Origin of the sequence: uncultured Bacteroides sp. (genome assembly GCF_949298305.1) — a bacterium.
Taxonomy (GTDB): Bacteria; Bacteroidota; Bacteroidia; order Bacteroidales; family Bacteroidaceae; genus Bacteroides.
The window spans coordinates 22,587-39,494 of record NZ_CASFWU010000017.1 but is presented as its reverse complement, the minus strand read 5'-3'; the positions used below and the strand labels follow the sequence as shown (position 1 = coordinate 39,494).

Below are 16,908 nucleotides of genomic sequence, written 5' to 3'. Positions count from 1 at the left end.
ATGTTCCCTATATTTGCGACCCATTCGTCAAATATTTAGCTATGCTATATTATATTAAGAAATATCCCGTGTCGCTTCTGGTCATTCTGGCCGTAGTCTACCTTTCTTTCTTCAAGCCGCCTTCGACGGGGCTTGACACCATTCCCAACCTCGACAAGGTCGTTCATGTGTGCATGTATTTCGGCATGTCGGGCATGTTGTGGCTGGAGTTCATGCGGGCACACCGCAAGGGAAATCTGCCCTTGTGGCACGCTTGGGTGGGGGCTTTCCTTTGTCCCGTGCTGTTCAGCGGTGTGGTGGAGCTGTTGCAGGAGTATTGCACCACCTACCGGGGTGGCGACTGGATGGACTTTGCCGCCAACACTGCGGGTGCCTTGCTGGCCTCTCTGGTGGGCCGTTTTGTACTGATGCGGCGGATGAGGGGAACCGAATAGTCAGGAGACCCTCGAAAAGCGGGATGGCACGCAGATGACGCAGATTGTACAGATAACCACAGATTAGAATGCCGGCTTAAAGGATTTATCTGTGAAAATCTGTATCATCTGCGTCATCTGTGTGCCATCCTTATTATATTGAGACGAGCTATTGTCTCTATATTTCCTTTGGCACCCCCGTCAACCGCCCTTACAGATACTCCACTACGGAGCTCAGGTGGATGCCGTTGGAGCCTTTTATCAGGATGGTCTTTCCCTGCGGCTTGTCGGCCTTCAGGTGTTCGGCCAGTGCGGCGGCGTCGGGATAGGTGGGGTAGGAGTGGCGGGTGGCTGCAAACTGGCTGCCTACCAGCAGCACGTCCCGGAAACCGCATTCCTCCAGATAGTCCACTACAGCCTGGTGCTCCTCAGCACTTTCCTTGCCCAGTTCGCGCATGTCGCCCAATATCAGCATCTTGTTGTCGGCCTTCATGTTGCGGAAGTTGCCGATGCTGGCCCTCATGCTGGTGGGGTTGGCGTTGTAGGCGTCGATGATGAGCGTGTTGTCGCCCGTTTGTAGCAGCTGCGAGCGGTTGTTCTGCGGTATGTATTCCTCCAGTGCGCGGTCTGTCTTTTGGGGCTCCACACCGAAGAAGCGTCCCACGGTGACGGCCGCCAGGGCGTTGGCGAAGTTGTAGTCTCCGATGAGATGTGTCTGCACTTTGTGCCATTGCTCCTCCCGTCCGGCCTTCCACTCGAAGGCCAGGAAAGGCGAGTTGTCCGTCACCCGTCCGTTGACGTACAGACCGTCTTCGCTGCCGTAGTAGATGGGGTTCAGTCCTCCTGCCATCTTGCACAGGTAAGGGTTGTCCCGATGGACGAATACGGTAGAGTCTCCCCGTTGGCGCAGGAAGTCGAAGAGTTCACCTTTGGTGCGCATCACTCCTTCGAACGAGCCGAATCCCTCCAGATGTGCTTTGCCTACATTGGTGATGAGGCCGTAGTCGGGTTCGGCAATGTCTACCAGCTCCTGGATGTCGCCCGGATGGCTGGCGCCCATCTCCACCACGGCCAGGTCGTGGTCGGCACGCAGGCGCAGCAAGGTAAGGGGCACGCCGATGTGGTTGTTCAGGTTGCCTTGCGTGTAGAGCAGGTTATAGGCTTGGCTGAGTACGGCCGCCATCAGTTCCTTGGTGGTGGTCTTGCCGTTGGTGCCTGTAATGCCGATGATGCGTGTGCCCAGTTGGCGGCGGTGGTAGCGGGCCAGTTCTTGCAGGGTCTTCAGGCAGTTGTCCGTGAGCAGGTAGCGGTGGTCGTCTTTCGGGGCATAGGCGGGTTCGTCCACCACGGCATAGGCGCATCCGTCTTTCAGTGCCTGGGCGGCGAAGGCGTTTCCGTTGAACGTGTCACCCTTGAGGGCTATGAAGAGCGACTCCTGCGGGCAGTGGCGGCTGTCGGTCGTGACGCCGTTGCATTGCAGGAAAATCTGGTAGAGGGTATTGATATCCATAAGTCTGTTTTCTTGATTGTACATTATTATATAGTGTGGCTCACTCCCTGATGTCCGCCCCGTCCAGCAACTCCAGATACAGCCCGATGGCTTCTTCTATCTCCTTGACAAAGATGAATTCGTCCGCCGTGTGCGAGCGGGCACTCTTGCCGGGTCCCATCTTCATGGAGGGGAAAGGCATCAGTGCCTGGTCGGACAGCGTGGGCGAGCCGAAGGGTGTGCGCCCCAGGGCGACGGCGCGCCGCACCAGCGGATGTTCGGGCTTCACATGCGACGAGCTCAGGCGGAAGGAGCGGGCCTGCGCCTGGCAGCGGATGTGGCGGCAGATTTCGTCGAACAGCTCCCGGTTGGTGTAGCACTCGTTGCTGCGGATGTCCACCACGAAGGTGCAGCGGTCGGGGATGACATTGTGCTGCGTGCCGGCGTTGACCACCGTGACGCTCATCTTCACCGGACCCAGCAGGGGCGACACCCGCTCGAAGCGGTAGTCGCGGAACCAGGCGATGTCGTCCAGTACCTTGTAGATGGCGTTGTCCCCTTCGTCGCGGGCGGCGTGGCCGGAGCGGCCGGTGGCGGTGACGTCCAGCACCATCAGCCCCTTTTCGGCGATGGCGGGCTGCATCTCGGTGGGCTCGCCCACCAGCCCGAATGCAATGGGGGGCAACTGGGGCAGCACGCTTTCAATCCCCTCCTTGCCCGACACCTCCTCCTCGCACGAGGCCAGGAACAGCAGGTTGTAGCGCTGGCTTGTGCGGCACAGGGTGAGGAACACGTGCAGCAGGCTCACCACGCTGGCGCCCGCGTCGTTGCTGCCCAGTCCGTAGAGCTTGCCGTTGGGTTCCAGCAGCGGGCTGAAGGGGTCCTTCCGCCATCCGCTGACGGGCTTCACCGTGTCAATGTGCGAGTTGAGCAGCAGGGTGGGCTTCTTCAGGTCGAACAGCGGGCTCATGCACCACACGTTGTTGCCTTTGCGGCCCGTCTCCATGCCTTGCAGCTCGATGTACTGTTGCAGGCAGTCGGCAGCCTGCCGTTCGTCGCGGCTGACGGAGGGAATGCTTATCAGCGACCTGAGCAGGCCGACGGCCTCTGAGGTCAGGGTAGGGATGTCGTACTTCATGGTTTCTTCCAGTCTGTTTTAGCGTCTGCAAACTTACGGATAAATTCGGTACGTTCGTCCGGCTTGCCCGCGTTTTCTTCAGGCGGAGGGGGACAAGGACGGCAGGCGGGCACTTCTATGGCGGAACTTGTTGGAATTATTTGCTTTTTATTAAATAGTTTCAAATAAAACTAATACCTTTGCGAGGTATTCATCAATCTGTAAGAAAACATGGCTTATCATCATTTGTCCGTCATGGTCCACCGCCAGGCGGAGAAGTATGGAGAGAGAGTAGCGCTGAAGTACAGGGATTATGAAGCGGGGCAGTGGATTTCTGTCAGCTGGAACCGCTTCTCGCAGCAGGTGCGCCAGGCGGCCAATGCGCTGGCGGCGCTGGGCGTGAAGGAGCAGGAGAATGTGGGCATCTTCTCGCAGAACAAGCCCGAATGCTTCTACGTGGACTTCGCGGCCTTTGCCAACCGGGCGGTCACCGTGCCGCTCTATGCCACCAGTTCGCCCGCGCAGGCGCAGTACATCATCAACGACGCCGAGATACGCTTCCTCTTCGTCGGCGAGCAGTTCCAGTACGACGCTGCCTTCTGTGTTCTGGGCCTCTGCCATTCGCTTCACCAGCTGGTCATCTTCGACCGGGCCGTCGTGAAGGACCCGCGTGACACCACCTCCATCTACTTTGATGAGTTCATGCGCCGGGGCGAAGGCCTGCCCCACAACGACGTGGTGGAGGAGCGCACGGCGCGGGCTTCGGACAAGGACCTGGCCAACATCCTCTACACCTCGGGCACCACGGGCGAACCCAAGGGCGTCATGCTGCACCACTCCAACTACGCCACCGCCTTCCGCATCCACGACATCCGCCTTCCGTTCATGACGGACCAGGACGTTTCCCTGAACTTCCTGCCGCTGACCCATGTCTTCGAGCGGGCCTGGTGCTACCTTTGCATCCACAAGGGTGTGCAGATTTGCGTCAACTTGCGTCCGCAGGACATACAGACCACCATCAAGGAAGTGCGCCCCACGCTGATGTGCAGCGTGCCCCGATTCTGGGAGAAGGTCTACACCGGCGTGCAGGAACGCATCGCCCAGGAGAGCGGTGTACGCCGGGCGCTGATACAGGACGCCATCCGCGTGGGCCGGGAGCACAACATCGAATACCTGCGCTGCGGGAAGCGTCCGCCTGCCATGCTGCGCCTGCGGTACAAGTTCTACGAGAAGACCGTGTTCTCCCTGCTGAAAAAGACCATCGGCATCGAGAACGGCAACTTCTTCCCCACGGCCGGCGCCGCCGTCTCCGACGAGATTTGCGAGTTCGTCCACTCCGTAGGCATCAACATGGTGGTGGGCTACGGCCTGACGGAATCCACCGCCACCGTGTCCTGTTTCCTCAACGAGGGCTACGAAATAGGCTCGGTGGGAACCGTGATGCCCGAGGTGGAAGTGAAGATAGGCGAGAACAACGAAATCCTGCTGCGCGGACAGACCATCACGGCGGGCTACTACAAGAAGCCCGTCTCCACCGCTGCCGCCATCGACCCCGACGGCTGGTTCCACACGGGCGACGCGGGCTACCTGAAAGGCGACCACCTCTACCTGACCGAGCGCATCAAGGACCTCTTCAAGACCTCCAACGGCAAGTACATCTCGCCGCAGGCCCTGGAGACGAAGTTCGTCGTAGACCGCTACATCGACCAGGTGGCCATCATTGCCGACGAGCGCAAGTTCGTCTCCGCCCTCATCGTTCCCGTCTACCCGCTGGTGAAGGAGTATGCCGCCAAGAAGGGCATCATGGCCTCGTCCATGGCCGAGCTGCTGGAGCATCCGCGCATACAGGCCTTCTTCCGCGAGCGCATCGACACCCTGCAGCAGCAGTTTGCCCACTACGAGCAGGTGAAGCGCTTCACCCTGCTGCCCGAACCGTTCAGCATGGAGCGCGGCGAGCTGACCAACACGCTGAAGCTGCGCCGCAGCGTCGTGGCGCGGAACTACAAGGACCTCATCGACCGCATGTACGAGGAATGAGGCTGAATCTGTGTGGATAGTTTGTGCGGACTGTTGGAGATATGGATGAAAATTCATTTCTTTGCAGTCCGAACAAACCGTAGACACTATGAAGCGTTTCTTTCCTTCCTTTTCTACCTTATTCATCGTTCCCGCCCTGGCAGCCCTGCTGTGCGGCTGCAACCCGGACGTGTTCATCGACGACTTCGCCCCCTCGGCCGAGGACGTGCAGCTGGCCACGGACGGCTCCGACGTAGTCATCGACTTCAAGACTTCCGACTGGCGCGTCAACGGCATCTGGCTGCGCACCGACTTCACGCAGTCCGTGGACGGGGGAAGCTACGAGGCCCTGACGGGCGACATCTACAGCCCCGACGGAACCCTGATAGCCCGCGATACCGAGCTTTACTGCCGGGATACCGGCCCCGTCCGTCTGGTGGTGGACCATCCCAGGCTGGCGCTCACCGTGGAGCGCACCTCGGGCAGGCAGCTGCACCTCTACGGCGCGGAGAACATCAGCCTCGACATGATGCAGATGCAACTCCTCGTGGGCGACGAATATACTTCCCGTACCATCAGCCTGCGCCTCGACCCTTCGCCCCGCTATCGGGTGGACAGCATCGTCTATTCGCTGGACTCCTGGTATGAGTTCCAGGACAACGCCATCGTCCGGCAGGCCGCGGTCTCTCCCATCAACGGCACGGACCATCCCTGGAGCTATCCGCTCCATCCCTACGAACGTTTCCACCGCATGGTTACCTTCGCCGGCGGCGACCAGTGGACGACGCCCATCGACGTGTCGCTGTTCCAGATGTTCGGCACCGAGATGCCCGTCCTTCCCGTGCCCGAGCTGGACAAGTATGACCGCCCGCGGCTGATGGGGACCGAGCTTCCCCTGTCGGGCGAGACCTATGAACTGCCCGTGTCCGACGAGCTGCTGGCCGTGACGGACACCGTCGTCGTGCCGCCCGGCAAGATGATGGATTGCATCGTGAAGTGCTCGTTCCGCTATACGGGCATCTCCTACGAGCTCCATGCCAGCTGCCCGCAGACGGGGCGCCGCCGTGTGCTCAAGGGGCGGATGGACCTCTACGACCCGAAGGACTATTCGTTCTCGGCCACCGAACGGGATGTTAACTTTGAGAATTGACTGACTGGAGTTAATGGGAGTTATTGCCCGCTCCGGGCAGGCTGAGGAGTCAAAGGCCGATACTCCCGCTATACTGACAAGCCTTTGCAAGGCATCGGCTCAGCGCCTTGCCTTCCTGACTCCTTGACTCCTTGTCTGCAACCTATTCATAAACTTGTGAAACTGAACTAACCTCTTCCTCCTCATGAACCGGAAAACCCTCTTCTCCTCCCTGGTCTGCTGCCTGCTGTGCGTGGCCGGCAGCCTCCGCGCCCAGGTCCTGCAACAACCGGCCGACTCCGTTCGCCGCGGCGTGGTCCACCGCCTGGGCGTCGACGTCCGCCCCGGCTACGTATTCCCCACCCGCAGTTTCTTCGAGGGGAACAACGCCGCCGGCAGCCCCATAAACACCGCGCTGGGCATCCACCTGAAGTATGCCTTCCAGTTCTCGCCCGATTCGCGCCTGGGCAGACTCTATCCCCACGCCTACCAGGGCATCGGCGTGGCCTACAACACTTTCTTCAACGCTGCCGAGGTGGGCACGCCCGTGGCCGTCTATGCCTTCCAGGGTTCGCGCATCGCCCGCCTCTCGTCCCGCCTGACGCTGGACTACGAGTGGAACTTCGGCGCCTCCTTCGGCTGGAAGAAGTACAATCCCGACACCAATCCCTACAACGACGTGGTGGGCTCGCCCGTCAATGCCTATATCAATGCGGGCTTCTTCCTCAACTGGCAGATGGCGCCGCAGTGGAGCCTGACCGCCGGCATCGACCTGACGCACTACTCCAACGGCAATACCCATTATCCCAACTCGGGCGTCAACACCGTGGGTGCCCGCATCGGCGTGGTGCGCACCTTCGGCGCTCCGGCCGGCGGCGTACAGGCCTCCGTGCAGGAAGAAACCGCTTCTTCTTTCCGCGGCCGCCTGGGCTACGACCTGGTGCTCTACGGCTCCACCCGCAAGCGGGGCCTCTTCTGGAACGAGGGGGGAGTGGAGCACGCCGAGCTGGTGCCCGGTTCGTTTGCCGTGCTGGGACTGAACTTCAACCCCATGTATGTGGTGAACCAATACTTCCGGGCGGGCCTTTCGCTCGACGCGCAGTACGACGAGGGCGCCAACCTGAAGGACTATCGGGTGGACGACGTCAGCGGCGGCGAGATGAAGTTCTACCGTCCTCCCTTCCGCGAGCAGTTCGCCGTGGGCCTCTCCCTCCGCGCCGAGCTGAACATGCCCATCTTTTCGGTGAACGTCGGTGTGGGCCGCAACCTCGTCCAGCAGGGCGAGGACACCCGCGGCTTCTACCAGATACTGGCCCTGAAGACCTTCCTCACCCGCCGCCTCTTCCTCCACGTGGGCTACCAGCTGAGCAACTTCAAGGACCCCAACAACCTGATGCTGGGTCTGGGCTGGCGCTTCGGGCAGTAGGTGAGGACATCCTTTCTGCGGTCTGTCCCGTGGCCGCAGGTGGTGTCGGCAATTCGCATCTTTCTGATAATCTGTGTTTTATTATCCGTCTTGGAGGATGCTTGCACGGTGCTTGGAGAATGCTTGCACGGTCCGCGTACCATGCAGGCATCTTCCGCGTACCGTGCTTGCATGGTCTGCGAGCCATGCAAGCGTCCACTTGACAAGGGGCGGACAGCGGGGGGCAGATACGACAAGGCACGGACGACACGGGGCTTCATCGGCATACAGACTTGTTTTGCCGTGTTTCCCCGTGTCAACCGTGCCGGGAGGGAGGCCGTGGGGATGTGCCAAATGAAGGAATCGCTTTCCTTTAGGCACGGATTACACGGAAACTCACGGATGCTTATTTTTCTTTCTCCGTGTTTTCCGTGTAATCCGTGCCTAAAAGCCGACAAGAAGTCAGCCGCTTTTAGTTTTGACACACCTCCGCGTTTCAGGCTATTCCGTCATCACCACGGTGTAGGTTTTCACCTTACCTTTGTAGTCGAACTTCACCACGGCCTTGCCGTCCCTTGACGCGGGCTGTGTGATGTCTATCTTGACGCTCGGGTCGCTGGCCGAGGCGGCTACCTTCGGAGTGCCGTTGGTGCCGGCGGGCAGTGTGAAGCGGGCTTCGTACTGGTCATAGCCAGTGATGCCGTTGGCGTTGGTAGACCTTACCGGCGTGGCGGGCAGGTCAACCTTCAGGCCGTTGACCGTAATCGAGATTTCGGGTACGGCAGGATAGTCCAGCGACTGACCGTTGGCGCTGAAGCCCAGACCCAGCAGCGTGCAGAGCTTTCCGTTGGAACCGCCTTCGGCCACCAGGTAGATGGCGTGCTTCTTGTCCAGCTTGTCCACGGCTTCCGACACGTCTGCGGTGACCTGTGTGAACTTGCGGGCGGAGTTGGCGGGAACGTTGATTTCGCCTATCTTCTTACCCTTCCAGGTGCTGTTGTCCCACGGGCCGTCCAGCCAGATGTTGATTTTGAAGGAAGCGTCCGTTTCGGGTATCAGGAAGAGGTTGAACGCGGTCCGGTTGCCTTCCTTGGTTCCGGCAAAGGGCTTCAGTCCCTTCTGTGCCTTGTCCAGTCCGCCGAATCCGAAGTATTTGTAGCCGATGATGTCGCCGCCCTGCACGGAGATGGGCATGTTGTTGTCCCAGATGTCCCAGGAGTCCTGCTGGCTGCCTACGTTGGAGAGGTAGCAGGCATAGCCGGCGGAGTAGTACTTGTAGGGGTCGAGACCAAAGATTTGGAAGCCTTCCGAGGTGACTTCGGCTCCCGTATAGGCGTCGCCGTTGCTGGCCTTGGCCGTCCAGGTGTTGTCTGCCGAATAGGGGTCGTATCCGGTGATGACCACCTTGCCGCCTTCGGCCACCGGCTTCTCGTCCCACTGGATGGCAACGGGAGCCACCATGGCCTGGCGGGCAAAGCCGAAGCCTCGCGGCGGACGGTGGTAGAACACGTACCACTGGCCGTTGATTTCCTGCAGGCTGCCGTGGGTGTTGTGTCCGGCATTGGTGGTCTGCAGCTTGCTGCCGTCCTGGTTGAGGACTACGCCGCGCGAATCGACCAGCACGCCGCCGCTGCGCCACGGACCCAGCGGCGAGTCGCCGTAGGCATAGCGGAGGGTGGAGTTGCTGCTGCCCAGTCCGTAGTCGGGGCCGGAGTAGCCGGAGAATATCATCACGTATTTGTTGCCCACCTGGCGGATGGACGAGGCCTCGAAGAAGTTGAACTCCGTGGGCTTCTGTTCCTTGTAGAGGGCGGGGTAGGTAGTCCCTTCGGGGTCCTTGACGGCTCCGTAGCGGCTGCTGGCCGGGATGAAGTAGGGGATAATCTCGGTTCCCGGGCGGACGGAGTACATGGTGTTCTGGTCCAGTTGGGCTGCCGACGACCGTTGGAAGCCCCAGAAGCCGTAGGCGCGGAAGCCAATCTCATAGTCCGGGTCGTTGGGGTCGGTAATGTTCTCCACAAAGATGGAGGGGTCGAAGCCCAGGAAGCTGCCGGGCACGGTGCGGGTGCCGTCCTCGTTCAGGTTGACGGGCGTGAAGGGACCGTCGGGACGGCTGCCTTTGCACACCATGGCTTCGCGGTTCTGTCCGCGGCTGTGGGGGTAGAGGTAGTACTCCTTCGTTCCGTCCTTCTTCTTGATTTCGACCAGGTCGGGGGCATACATCACGTCCCACTGGTTTTGGATGTGATAGGTGAAGATGGGGCCTTCGTCCCGCCAGTCGGTCAGGTCGTCGACGGGAGCCGACCACATGCGGATGTCGGCGCCGCAGTAACTGTCGAAGCGGACGTCGTGCGAGCCGATGATGTAGACGCGGTACTTGCCGGGGTTGTCGGGGTCTTCAAACACCCGCGGTTCTCCGTCGGGCAGGTGTTCCCAAAGGGGCAGGTAGGGGTTGCCTGTGCCGATGGTCGTTGCCGGCTTGTTGTCTGCCAGGGCGGCACCGGATGCCTGCTGGGCAGAGAGTGTCATGGTCGTACACAAAAGGCATGTGTACAGCATGTTGTAGCTTTGTTTCTTCATTTTGCAAATATATTTGTTGGTAAATAGATTTCGGATGTACGGACGGAAGCCGGTCGTGCCGGTTTGAATGGAAAACCGGCAGCGTGCTGTTGTCCGCTGCCGGTTCTTCAGTTCTGGAGCTTCCGTCATTCGGCTTGTCAATAGCCGAAGATGTCCTCCTGCGTCAGTTCGATGACGGGGCCGATTTTCTTCAGCGCCTCCATGTCGAGTTCCTTCTTGTCGCCCAGGATGCCGTAGCTGTACGTGCGGTCCTTGATCCATTTCTGCTGGAAGTTGATGACATCCTGCAGGGTCATGTTCTGCACGTCGTTGAAGAGCTTGATGCGGCTGTCCACCGTCTCACCCATGTCCTGTGCGTCGATGTAGTCCCAGATGACACCCATCTTCGTGATGCGGTCGGTGCGCAGGCGGGTAATCATGCTTTCTTTGGCCAGCTTGAAGGCCGTTTCGGACTGCGGCATGTTGTTGATGATGTCGTTGAAGGTGTTGATGGCGTCGAGCATCTTGTCGTTCTGCGACGAAATCTGCGACACGAAGTAATAGTCCTCGTCGGCATAGCCGGGCTTGCTGAAACCTGCCCAGGCCGAGTAGGCCAGTCCGCGGCTCTCGCGCATCTCCTGGAAGACGATGGAGTTCATGCCTCCGCCGAAGTACTCGTTGTAGAGCTGGCGGGCCGGTTCGATGGACGGGTCAAACTTCTCGCCGCGGTTGGAGATTTGCGACATGTAGATGTTCTTGGCCTCGTAGGGAGCCAGGTAAATCTTCGTCTCGGGTGTGGCCTGCTGCTTGAAGTTGTCGCCGGCCGGAACGTCCTTCAGCGTGTCGGGTGTGCGGTGCTCCTTGTCGAGCAGGGCGACGAGTTCCTTGTCGCTGCTGGGTCCGTAGTACAGGATGCGGTGCTTGTAGCTGTTCAGGCTGTGGATGCGGTCCACCAGTTCCTGCGGGTTCATGCCCTTCAGTTCGGCTTCGCTCAGCAGGTTGGTCGAGGGGTTCTTGGGGCCGTAGTTCACGTAGCTGATGAGGCGCGAGAAGTTGGTGCTCTGGTTCAGCTTGGCGTCCTTGCGTGCCTTCAGCTGGTCGTTGGCCATGTTGGTGTAGGCTTCGGGGTTCACCTGTGCGTCGGCCAGCAGCTTCTCGAAGAGGGCCATGGCGGCGGGCAGGTTTTCGTTGAGGCCGGAGAGGGTGACGTAGGTGCGGCGGCTGCCCGGCGACACGTAGAACGAGCAGGCCATGCGGTAGAACTCGCTCTTCACCTGTTCGGGTGTCAGGTCCGAGGTGCCCAGGTATTCCAGGTACTGTGCGGCGGTGCCCAGCGCCTTGTCCTGGTTGTTGCCCATGTCGAAGAGGTAGACCAGCTGGAAGAGGTCGTTGGAGGTGTTCTGCTTGTAGAGCACGGGCACGCCCTTGCCGGTGGTGAGCTGGCTGAGGTCTTTGCTGTAGTCCAGGAAGACGGGCTCAATGGGTGTGGAGGCCTTGGCGCTGGCCTGCAGTTCGCGCAGGAAGGCGCTGGCGGTGTCACGGTTCATCACGATGGGGGTGATTTCGGGCTTGGCTATCTTCATCTCGTTGGGGTCCTTGCCCTGACGCTTGTAGATGACGGCGTAGTTGTCGTCCTTCAGATACTTGTTGGCGAAGTCCACCACGTCCTGCTTCGTCAGCTTGGCCATGCGGTCCAGAGCGGTCACTTCGTCGGCCCACTGGCTGCCGTTGATGAACGACTGCACGAACCAGTCGGCACGGGCGCTGTTGCTTTCCAGCTGGTAGAGCTGGTAGAGCTTGAAGTTGTTGATGTTGGCCTCCAGCAGGCTCTCGTCGAAGTCGCCTTCGCGCAGCTTCTTCAGCTCGCCCAGCAGCAGGTCCTTCACCTCGTCCAGCGTCTGTCCGGCCTTGGGCCGGCCGGCCATCATGAAGGCGCTGTAGTCGCTCATGCTCATGGGGTAGCAGTAGGCGCTCAGGGCCTTCTGCTGCTGCATCAGGTCGAGGTCGATGAGGCCGGCCTTCCCGTTATACAGGATTTGCGACACGATTTGCAGCGTCTCCAGTTCCTTGCTGGCCGCGCCGGGGAAGCGCCAGGCCAGGGTCACGTTCTCGGCCTCGGGGCCCAGCACCTCGCGCACGATGGGGGCGGTGATGTCCGTCTCCTTGGGCAGGTCGAGCTTGGGCAGGTTGGGGTTGGGCTGCATGTCGCCGAAGTACTTGTCGAGGATGGCAATCATCCGGTCGGGGTCGAAGTCGCCGCTGAGGCAGATGGCCATGTTGTTGGGCACGTACCACGTCTTATAATAGTTCTTGATGTTGGTGATGGAGGGGTTCTTCAGGTCTTCCTGCGTGCCCAGCACGGTCTGTGTGCCGTAGGGGTGGTGGGGGAAGAGGGCGGCGAGGGTCTGCTCGTACACCTTGCGCGAGTCGCGGGTCAGTGACATGTTCTTCTCCTCGTACACCGTCTCCAGCTCGGTGTGGAAGCCGCGGATGACGCAGTTCTTGAACCGCTCGGCCTGAATGCGTGCCCAGTTCTCCACCTCGTTGCTGGGGATGTCCTCGGTGTAGCAGGTCACGTCGAAGCTGGTGTAGGCGTTGGTGCCGTTGGCGCCGATGGCGGCCATCAGCTTGTCGTACTCGTTGGGGATGGCATATTTCGAGGCCTCGTACGAAAGGCTGTCGATGGTGTGGTAGATGGCCTTGCGCTCCAGGCTGTCCGTCGTCTTGCGGTAGACCTCGAACGTCTGCTCTATCTGGTCCAGCAGGGGCTTCTCGGCTTCGTAGTTCATGGTGCCGAAGTGGCTGGTGCCCTTGAACATCAGGTGCTCGAAGTAGTGGGCCAGGCCGGTGGTCTCGGCGGGGTCGTTCTTGCCGCCCACGCGCACGGCGATGTACGTCTGGATGCGCGGTTCGTCCTTGTTGACGGTCATGTAAACTTTCAGTCCGTTGTCCAGCGTGTAGATACGCGCCTGGAGCGGGTCGTTGGGAACTGTCTCGTAGCTGTACTTCTGCGTGCAACTGCTCAGGCCCAGGGCTGCCAGGCAAAGCAGCGGAAGGCCGATTTTCTTGAGTAATGTGTTCATAAATAGACTTATTAGAATAATCCCTGCAAATATATCCGTTTTTTTCATACCTTTGCACTCCGAAACTAAGTATTTTCACGCGAGTTCCGCACTTGCGGAACTTGCAGGAGTTAAAGGAGTTAAAGGGAGTTATCGCCTGCCGGAGGCAGGCTGAGGAGTTAAAGGCCGGTACTCCCCTCGTACCGACAAGCCTTTTGCAAGGGCGTCGGCTTAACTCCTTAGTTTCTTAACCCCCTTGACTACAACCTATTAACAAACTTGCAAAACATAAATAATTTCATATATGATAACCGCTGAACAACTGAAAGATATCAAAGACCGCACCGAGGCGCTCTGCCGCTACCTGGACATCGAAGGCAAGAAGATACAGGTGGAGGAGGAGCAGCTCCGCACGCAGGCACCCGGCTTCTGGGACGACCAGAAGGCCGCCGAAGCACAGATGAAGAAAGTGAAGGGACTCCAGCAATGGATTTCCGGCTACAACGAAGTGAAGACCCTGGCCGACGAACTGCAGCTGGCGTTCGACTTCTACAAGGACGAGCTGGTGACCGAAGAGGAGGTGGACGAGGCTTATGCCAAGGCTGCCGAAGCCGTCGAAGCCCTGGAACTGAAGAACATGCTGCGCGAAGAGGCCGACCAGATGGACTGCGTGCTGAAAATCAACTCCGGAGCCGGCGGTACGGAGAGCCAGGACTGGGCCAGCATGCTGATGCGCATGTACCTGCGCTACGCCGAGACCCACGGCTACAAGGCCACCATCGCCAACCTGCAGGAAGGCGACGAGGCGGGCATCAAGACCTGTACCATCGAAATCAGCGGCGACTATGCCTACGGCTACCTGAAGGGCGAGAACGGCGTGCACCGCCTGGTGCGCGTGTCGCCCTACAACGCCCAGGGCAAGCGCATGACCTCATTCGCCTCCGTGTTTGTCACTCCGCTGGTGGACGATACCATCGAGGTGAACATCGAGCCGGCCCGCATCTCGTGGGATACCTTCCGAAGCGGCGGCGCGGGTGGCCAGAACGTGAACAAGGTGGAGTCCGGCGTCCGTCTGCGCTACCAGTACAAGGACCCCTACACGGGCGAGGAAGAAGAAATCCTGATTGAGAACACCGAGACGCGCGACCAGCCCAAGAACCGCGAGAACGCCCTCCGCCTCCTCCGCTCCATGCTCTACGACAAGGAGATGAAGCACCGCATGGCCGAGCAGGCCAAGATTGAGGCGGGCAAGAAGAAAATCGAGTGGGGCTCGCAGATACGCAGCTACGTCTTCGACGACCGCCGCGTGAAGGACCACCGCACCAACTACCAGACCAGCGACGTGAACGGCGTGATGGACGGCAAGATAGACGGTTTCGTCAAGGCCTACCTGATGGAGTTCGCAGGGGCGGGCGAGGCGTAAGGCTGTTTGGTCAGAAATAAGAAAACTCAAGTTTCGGATTTGATATTTCTCTGGTAGTTCAGGAGTTAAGAAGTTAAGGAGTTAAGCCGATACATGGTGAGCTGTTTGCTTCTCTATTGGCTTTTAACTCCTAAGCCCGTCCAAGACGGGCGATAACTCCTTTTAACTCCTTTAACTCCTGCAAGTTTGGCTTCGCCGATTTTCAATTCGGTAAAATCGAAACTTGAGTAAGAAAAGCACCTCATGAACGGGCAACGAAGCGCGATGCCGTCCGTTCATGAGGTGCTTTTTCTGTATCAGCCCCAAAGCTGTGTGCCGTTGGGTGATGTGTGCGGGCGGACGCACCGTGGATGTCTGCGTGGCACCTTCGGACGGGAGCCGGTAAAAGCCTCCTTTCATACTGTGGCAAAGGCTCCCTTCGCACATCGATAAAGCTACTGTTCTATGTTTTTATTTCGAGTGGGATAGAAAACTATTTCACTCGAAATATATAATTATCTCGCTCGAAATATTTCTATATCTCGCTCGAAATACAAACTACGGAAGCCTCCTTTGCGGTACTGGCAAGGGAGGCTTTGCGATACTGGCAAAGGGCGGTAATAATAAAAGGAGGGGGAGTGAAACTGAGTGATGGTGTCTGAGCGGGCCGGCGGCAGGCCGTCAGGGCTTCCAGAGGACCTGCTGTGTAAACACCTTCACGCCGGGATAGGAGGTCGGAATCTGTCCGGTCACATCTTCAAACAGGGCCATAATAGGAATCAGGTAGTTTCTCGTCACTCCCTTCTTGTCCTCATAAGGCAACAATATCAGTGCGTGTTCTTTCTCTTCCAGCAGGAAGCGGTAGTACCACGGATTCTCCTCGCTGCGGTCGGAGTTGACGATGAAAGTACCCTTCACCATTTCTTCCTCCTTGTCCATCTCCGTGGGATAGAAGCAGAGCGTGCCGCTGTATGGGTCTTGGGGATTGTCGAATATCATCCGGTAGCCACCGCCTGCCTTTTTCACGGGGATGGTGGCCAGCGCTTCCTCGCGGAGGGCGGCCTGCTGTTCTTCCGTCAGCTGCTCTCCTCCCGTGATGAGGACGTCCATATAGCCGACGGTCAGCGTTTGCTTGCTTTGGTAAACCACCACTTTCAGGATGATGGACGCACCCGTGCCGTCGGTCACGGTGACGTGTGCCTCGCCCCAGTCCTGCGGGTAGAACACGAAGGCATTGGGATACTTCATGTCGATTTTCAGTACGGCGGCGTTGTCGCACTGCGCGGTGTAGCTGCCGTCGCCACCCAGGATGGTGACGGCGCCTGCGCTCCCGTCCTCTTCACTGCGGGGGAAACATACGTCTACGGTGTTGTCCGTATCGGCAGAGAGGTCGAAGCGGAGCGGATTGTTCTCTTCATCACTGCATCCTGCCAAAGCAACGATGCAAAGGAAAGCAAAAAGCATTCCCATCAGATAGGTTGTTTTCATAATCAGTGGTTTTTAGGTTTGTAATATGGCAGACAAAGTTATGAAATCCGTCCCGTTCGTCCAACAGCGCGCCGGAACTCTCAACCTATGTTGAGGGTTTGCTGCGATTCTTCCGGTTACAACAAGATATGAGACGGCTTCAACCTGGCTATCTTCTTGTCATCCATGTGGGTCTGAATACGTTCGAGCAGCGCCTCTCTGTCTTCAAACCGACGGTATAGGTCGGCTTTCCATTCTTCCTTGGACTTCCGGAACAGCGCGGCGAATCTGTCCGAATCCCAATGCCCGGTTTCCGTTTCTATCTCCTGCCTTACTTCTGCAAGGAAGCGGGCGTCGTTCAAATAAGTGGCCAACACGAGCTTGAATGTCAGGATACGGTGCCAGTTTGCAAACGTAGCGGAGGCCTTCCGGATGCACCGGCACAGGTCGCCCGCCAGGATGTTTTCTTTCAGAAGTGCTCCGAACTGTTCTTCGGCACACCCGGCGGCTGTCGGGAACAGATGTTCGTGCAAGGAAGTCTTGATGAAGAACTGCATGCCTTTCTTGTCATAGAGTTCCCATGAAAAGACGGGTATCTTCATGCTGCTTTTATCCTGTTCCCACAGCGGCAGGCATTCCAGAATGACCCGGTAGGTGTCGGACATGACTTTCTCCAGCCGGAGCCCCATCAGGACGAAATCGGCCTTCGTGTAAAGGGTAGAGGGAGTGTACGGGGATAAGGCAGGGAACAGCCCTTGCCAGTCATTGAGTATCTGTTTCATTTCCATCATGTATTCTTCATGGTTTGAGAGATAATGGCTTTGGTGGGGCAAATATAGGCTTTTTCCT

General features: G+C 58.8%; 11 protein-coding genes. 5 read left to right on the top strand and 6 right to left on the bottom strand.

All coding sequences use genetic code 11. The annotated features are described in order from the left end of the window. The first annotated feature begins 41 nt into the window (after window positions 1-41). A complete protein-coding gene (locus Q1Y74_RS03845) occupies window positions 42-434 on the top strand; it encodes a VanZ family protein (RefSeq protein ID WP_300812416.1) in 393 nt (130 codons plus the stop codon). Between the two features lie 190 nt (window positions 435-624). Here Q1Y74_RS03845 and murF read toward each other — a convergent pair whose 3' ends face one another. After that, window positions 625-1,923: a UDP-N-acetylmuramoyl-tripeptide--D-alanyl-D-alanine ligase gene (murF, locus tag Q1Y74_RS03840; protein ID WP_300812415.1), complete on the bottom strand. Its 1,299-nt coding sequence runs from the start codon at window positions 1,921-1,923 to the stop codon at window positions 625-627. 40 nt (window positions 1,924-1,963) lie between these two features. Next, the gene (locus tag Q1Y74_RS03835) at window positions 1,964-3,040 is read right to left on the bottom strand and encodes a M20 family metallo-hydrolase (protein WP_300812414.1); all 1,077 of its coding nucleotides are present in this window, start codon (window positions 3,038-3,040) and stop codon (window positions 1,964-1,966) included. A gap of 210 nt (window positions 3,041-3,250) precedes the next feature. Here Q1Y74_RS03835 and Q1Y74_RS03830 point away from each other — a divergent pair, with 210 nt between their 5' ends. The 3 genes from Q1Y74_RS03830 (at window position 3,251) to Q1Y74_RS03820 (ending at window position 7,590) form a co-directional block, all read left to right on the top strand. Next, complete coding sequence (locus Q1Y74_RS03830; protein WP_300812413.1) at window positions 3,251-5,056, top strand: long-chain fatty acid--CoA ligase; 1,806 nt, start codon at window positions 3,251-3,253, stop codon at window positions 5,054-5,056. A gap of 88 nt (window positions 5,057-5,144) precedes the next feature. Continuing rightward, complete coding sequence (locus tag Q1Y74_RS03825; RefSeq protein ID WP_300812412.1) at window positions 5,145-6,185, top strand: hypothetical protein; 1,041 nt, start codon at window positions 5,145-5,147, stop codon at window positions 6,183-6,185. 184 nt (window positions 6,186-6,369) lie between these two features. After that, the gene (locus tag Q1Y74_RS03820; protein WP_300812411.1) at window positions 6,370-7,590 is read left to right on the top strand and encodes an acyloxyacyl hydrolase; all 1,221 of its coding nucleotides are present in this window, start codon (window positions 6,370-6,372) and stop codon (window positions 7,588-7,590) included. A 480-nt stretch (window positions 7,591-8,070) separates the two neighbouring features. On the opposite strand, the gene Q1Y74_RS03815 is transcribed toward Q1Y74_RS03820, so the two are convergent. Together Q1Y74_RS03815 and Q1Y74_RS03810 are read right to left on the bottom strand one after the other, a co-directional pair. After that, window positions 8,071-10,098, bottom strand: coding sequence for a hypothetical protein (locus tag Q1Y74_RS03815; protein ID WP_300812432.1), 2,028 nt, complete (start codon window positions 10,096-10,098; stop codon window positions 8,071-8,073). Between the two features lie 188 nt (window positions 10,099-10,286). Further along, window positions 10,287-13,211 (bottom strand): M16 family metallopeptidase, encoded by a 2,925-nt coding sequence (locus tag Q1Y74_RS03810; RefSeq protein ID WP_300812410.1) that lies wholly within the window; start codon window positions 13,209-13,211, stop codon window positions 10,287-10,289. 283 nt (window positions 13,212-13,494) lie between these two features. Between Q1Y74_RS03810 and prfB the strand changes: the two genes are divergently transcribed. Next, window positions 13,495-14,613, top strand: a complete 1,119-nt coding sequence (gene prfB, locus Q1Y74_RS03805; protein WP_300812409.1) for a peptide chain release factor 2 — start codon at window positions 13,495-13,497, stop codon at window positions 14,611-14,613. Window positions 14,614-15,273: 660 nt separating this feature from the next. On the opposite strand, the gene Q1Y74_RS03800 is transcribed toward prfB, so the two are convergent. Then, window positions 15,274-16,080 (bottom strand): hypothetical protein, encoded by an 807-nt coding sequence (locus tag Q1Y74_RS03800; RefSeq protein ID WP_300812408.1) that lies wholly within the window; start codon window positions 16,078-16,080, stop codon window positions 15,274-15,276. Between the two features lie 116 nt (window positions 16,081-16,196). After that, entirely contained in the window at window positions 16,197-16,841 is a 645-nt protein-coding gene (locus Q1Y74_RS03795; RefSeq protein ID WP_300812407.1) for a hypothetical protein, read from the bottom strand. Window positions 16,842-16,908: the final 67 nt, after the last annotated feature.

Bases quoted from the DNA above. Each gene is read 5' to 3' on its own strand.
- Q1Y74_RS03845 (WP_300812416.1), top strand. From the start codon at position 42: ATGCTATATTATATTAAGAAATATCCCGTGTCGCTTCTGGTCATTCTG.
- murF (WP_300812415.1), bottom strand. From the start codon at position 1,923: ATGGATATCAATACCCTCTACCAGATTTTCCTGCAATGCAACGGCGTC.
- Q1Y74_RS03835 (WP_300812414.1), bottom strand. From the start codon at position 3,040: ATGAAGTACGACATCCCTACCCTGACCTCAGAGGCCGTCGGCCTGCTC.
- Q1Y74_RS03830 (WP_300812413.1), top strand. From the start codon at position 3,251: ATGGCTTATCATCATTTGTCCGTCATGGTCCACCGCCAGGCGGAGAAG.
- Q1Y74_RS03825 (WP_300812412.1), top strand. From the start codon at position 5,145: ATGAAGCGTTTCTTTCCTTCCTTTTCTACCTTATTCATCGTTCCCGCC.
- Q1Y74_RS03820 (WP_300812411.1), top strand. From the start codon at position 6,370: ATGAACCGGAAAACCCTCTTCTCCTCCCTGGTCTGCTGCCTGCTGTGC.
- Q1Y74_RS03815 (WP_300812432.1), bottom strand. From the start codon at position 10,098: ATGACACTCTCTGCCCAGCAGGCATCCGGTGCCGCCCTGGCAGACAAC.
- Q1Y74_RS03810 (WP_300812410.1), bottom strand. From the start codon at position 13,211: ATGAACACATTACTCAAGAAAATCGGCCTTCCGCTGCTTTGCCTGGCA.
- prfB (WP_300812409.1), top strand. From the start codon at position 13,495: ATGATAACCGCTGAACAACTGAAAGATATCAAAGACCGCACCGAGGCG.
- Q1Y74_RS03800 (WP_300812408.1), bottom strand. From the start codon at position 16,080: ATGAAAACAACCTATCTGATGGGAATGCTTTTTGCTTTCCTTTGCATC.
- Q1Y74_RS03795 (WP_300812407.1), bottom strand. From the start codon at position 16,841: ATGAAACAGATACTCAATGACTGGCAAGGGCTGTTCCCTGCCTTATCC.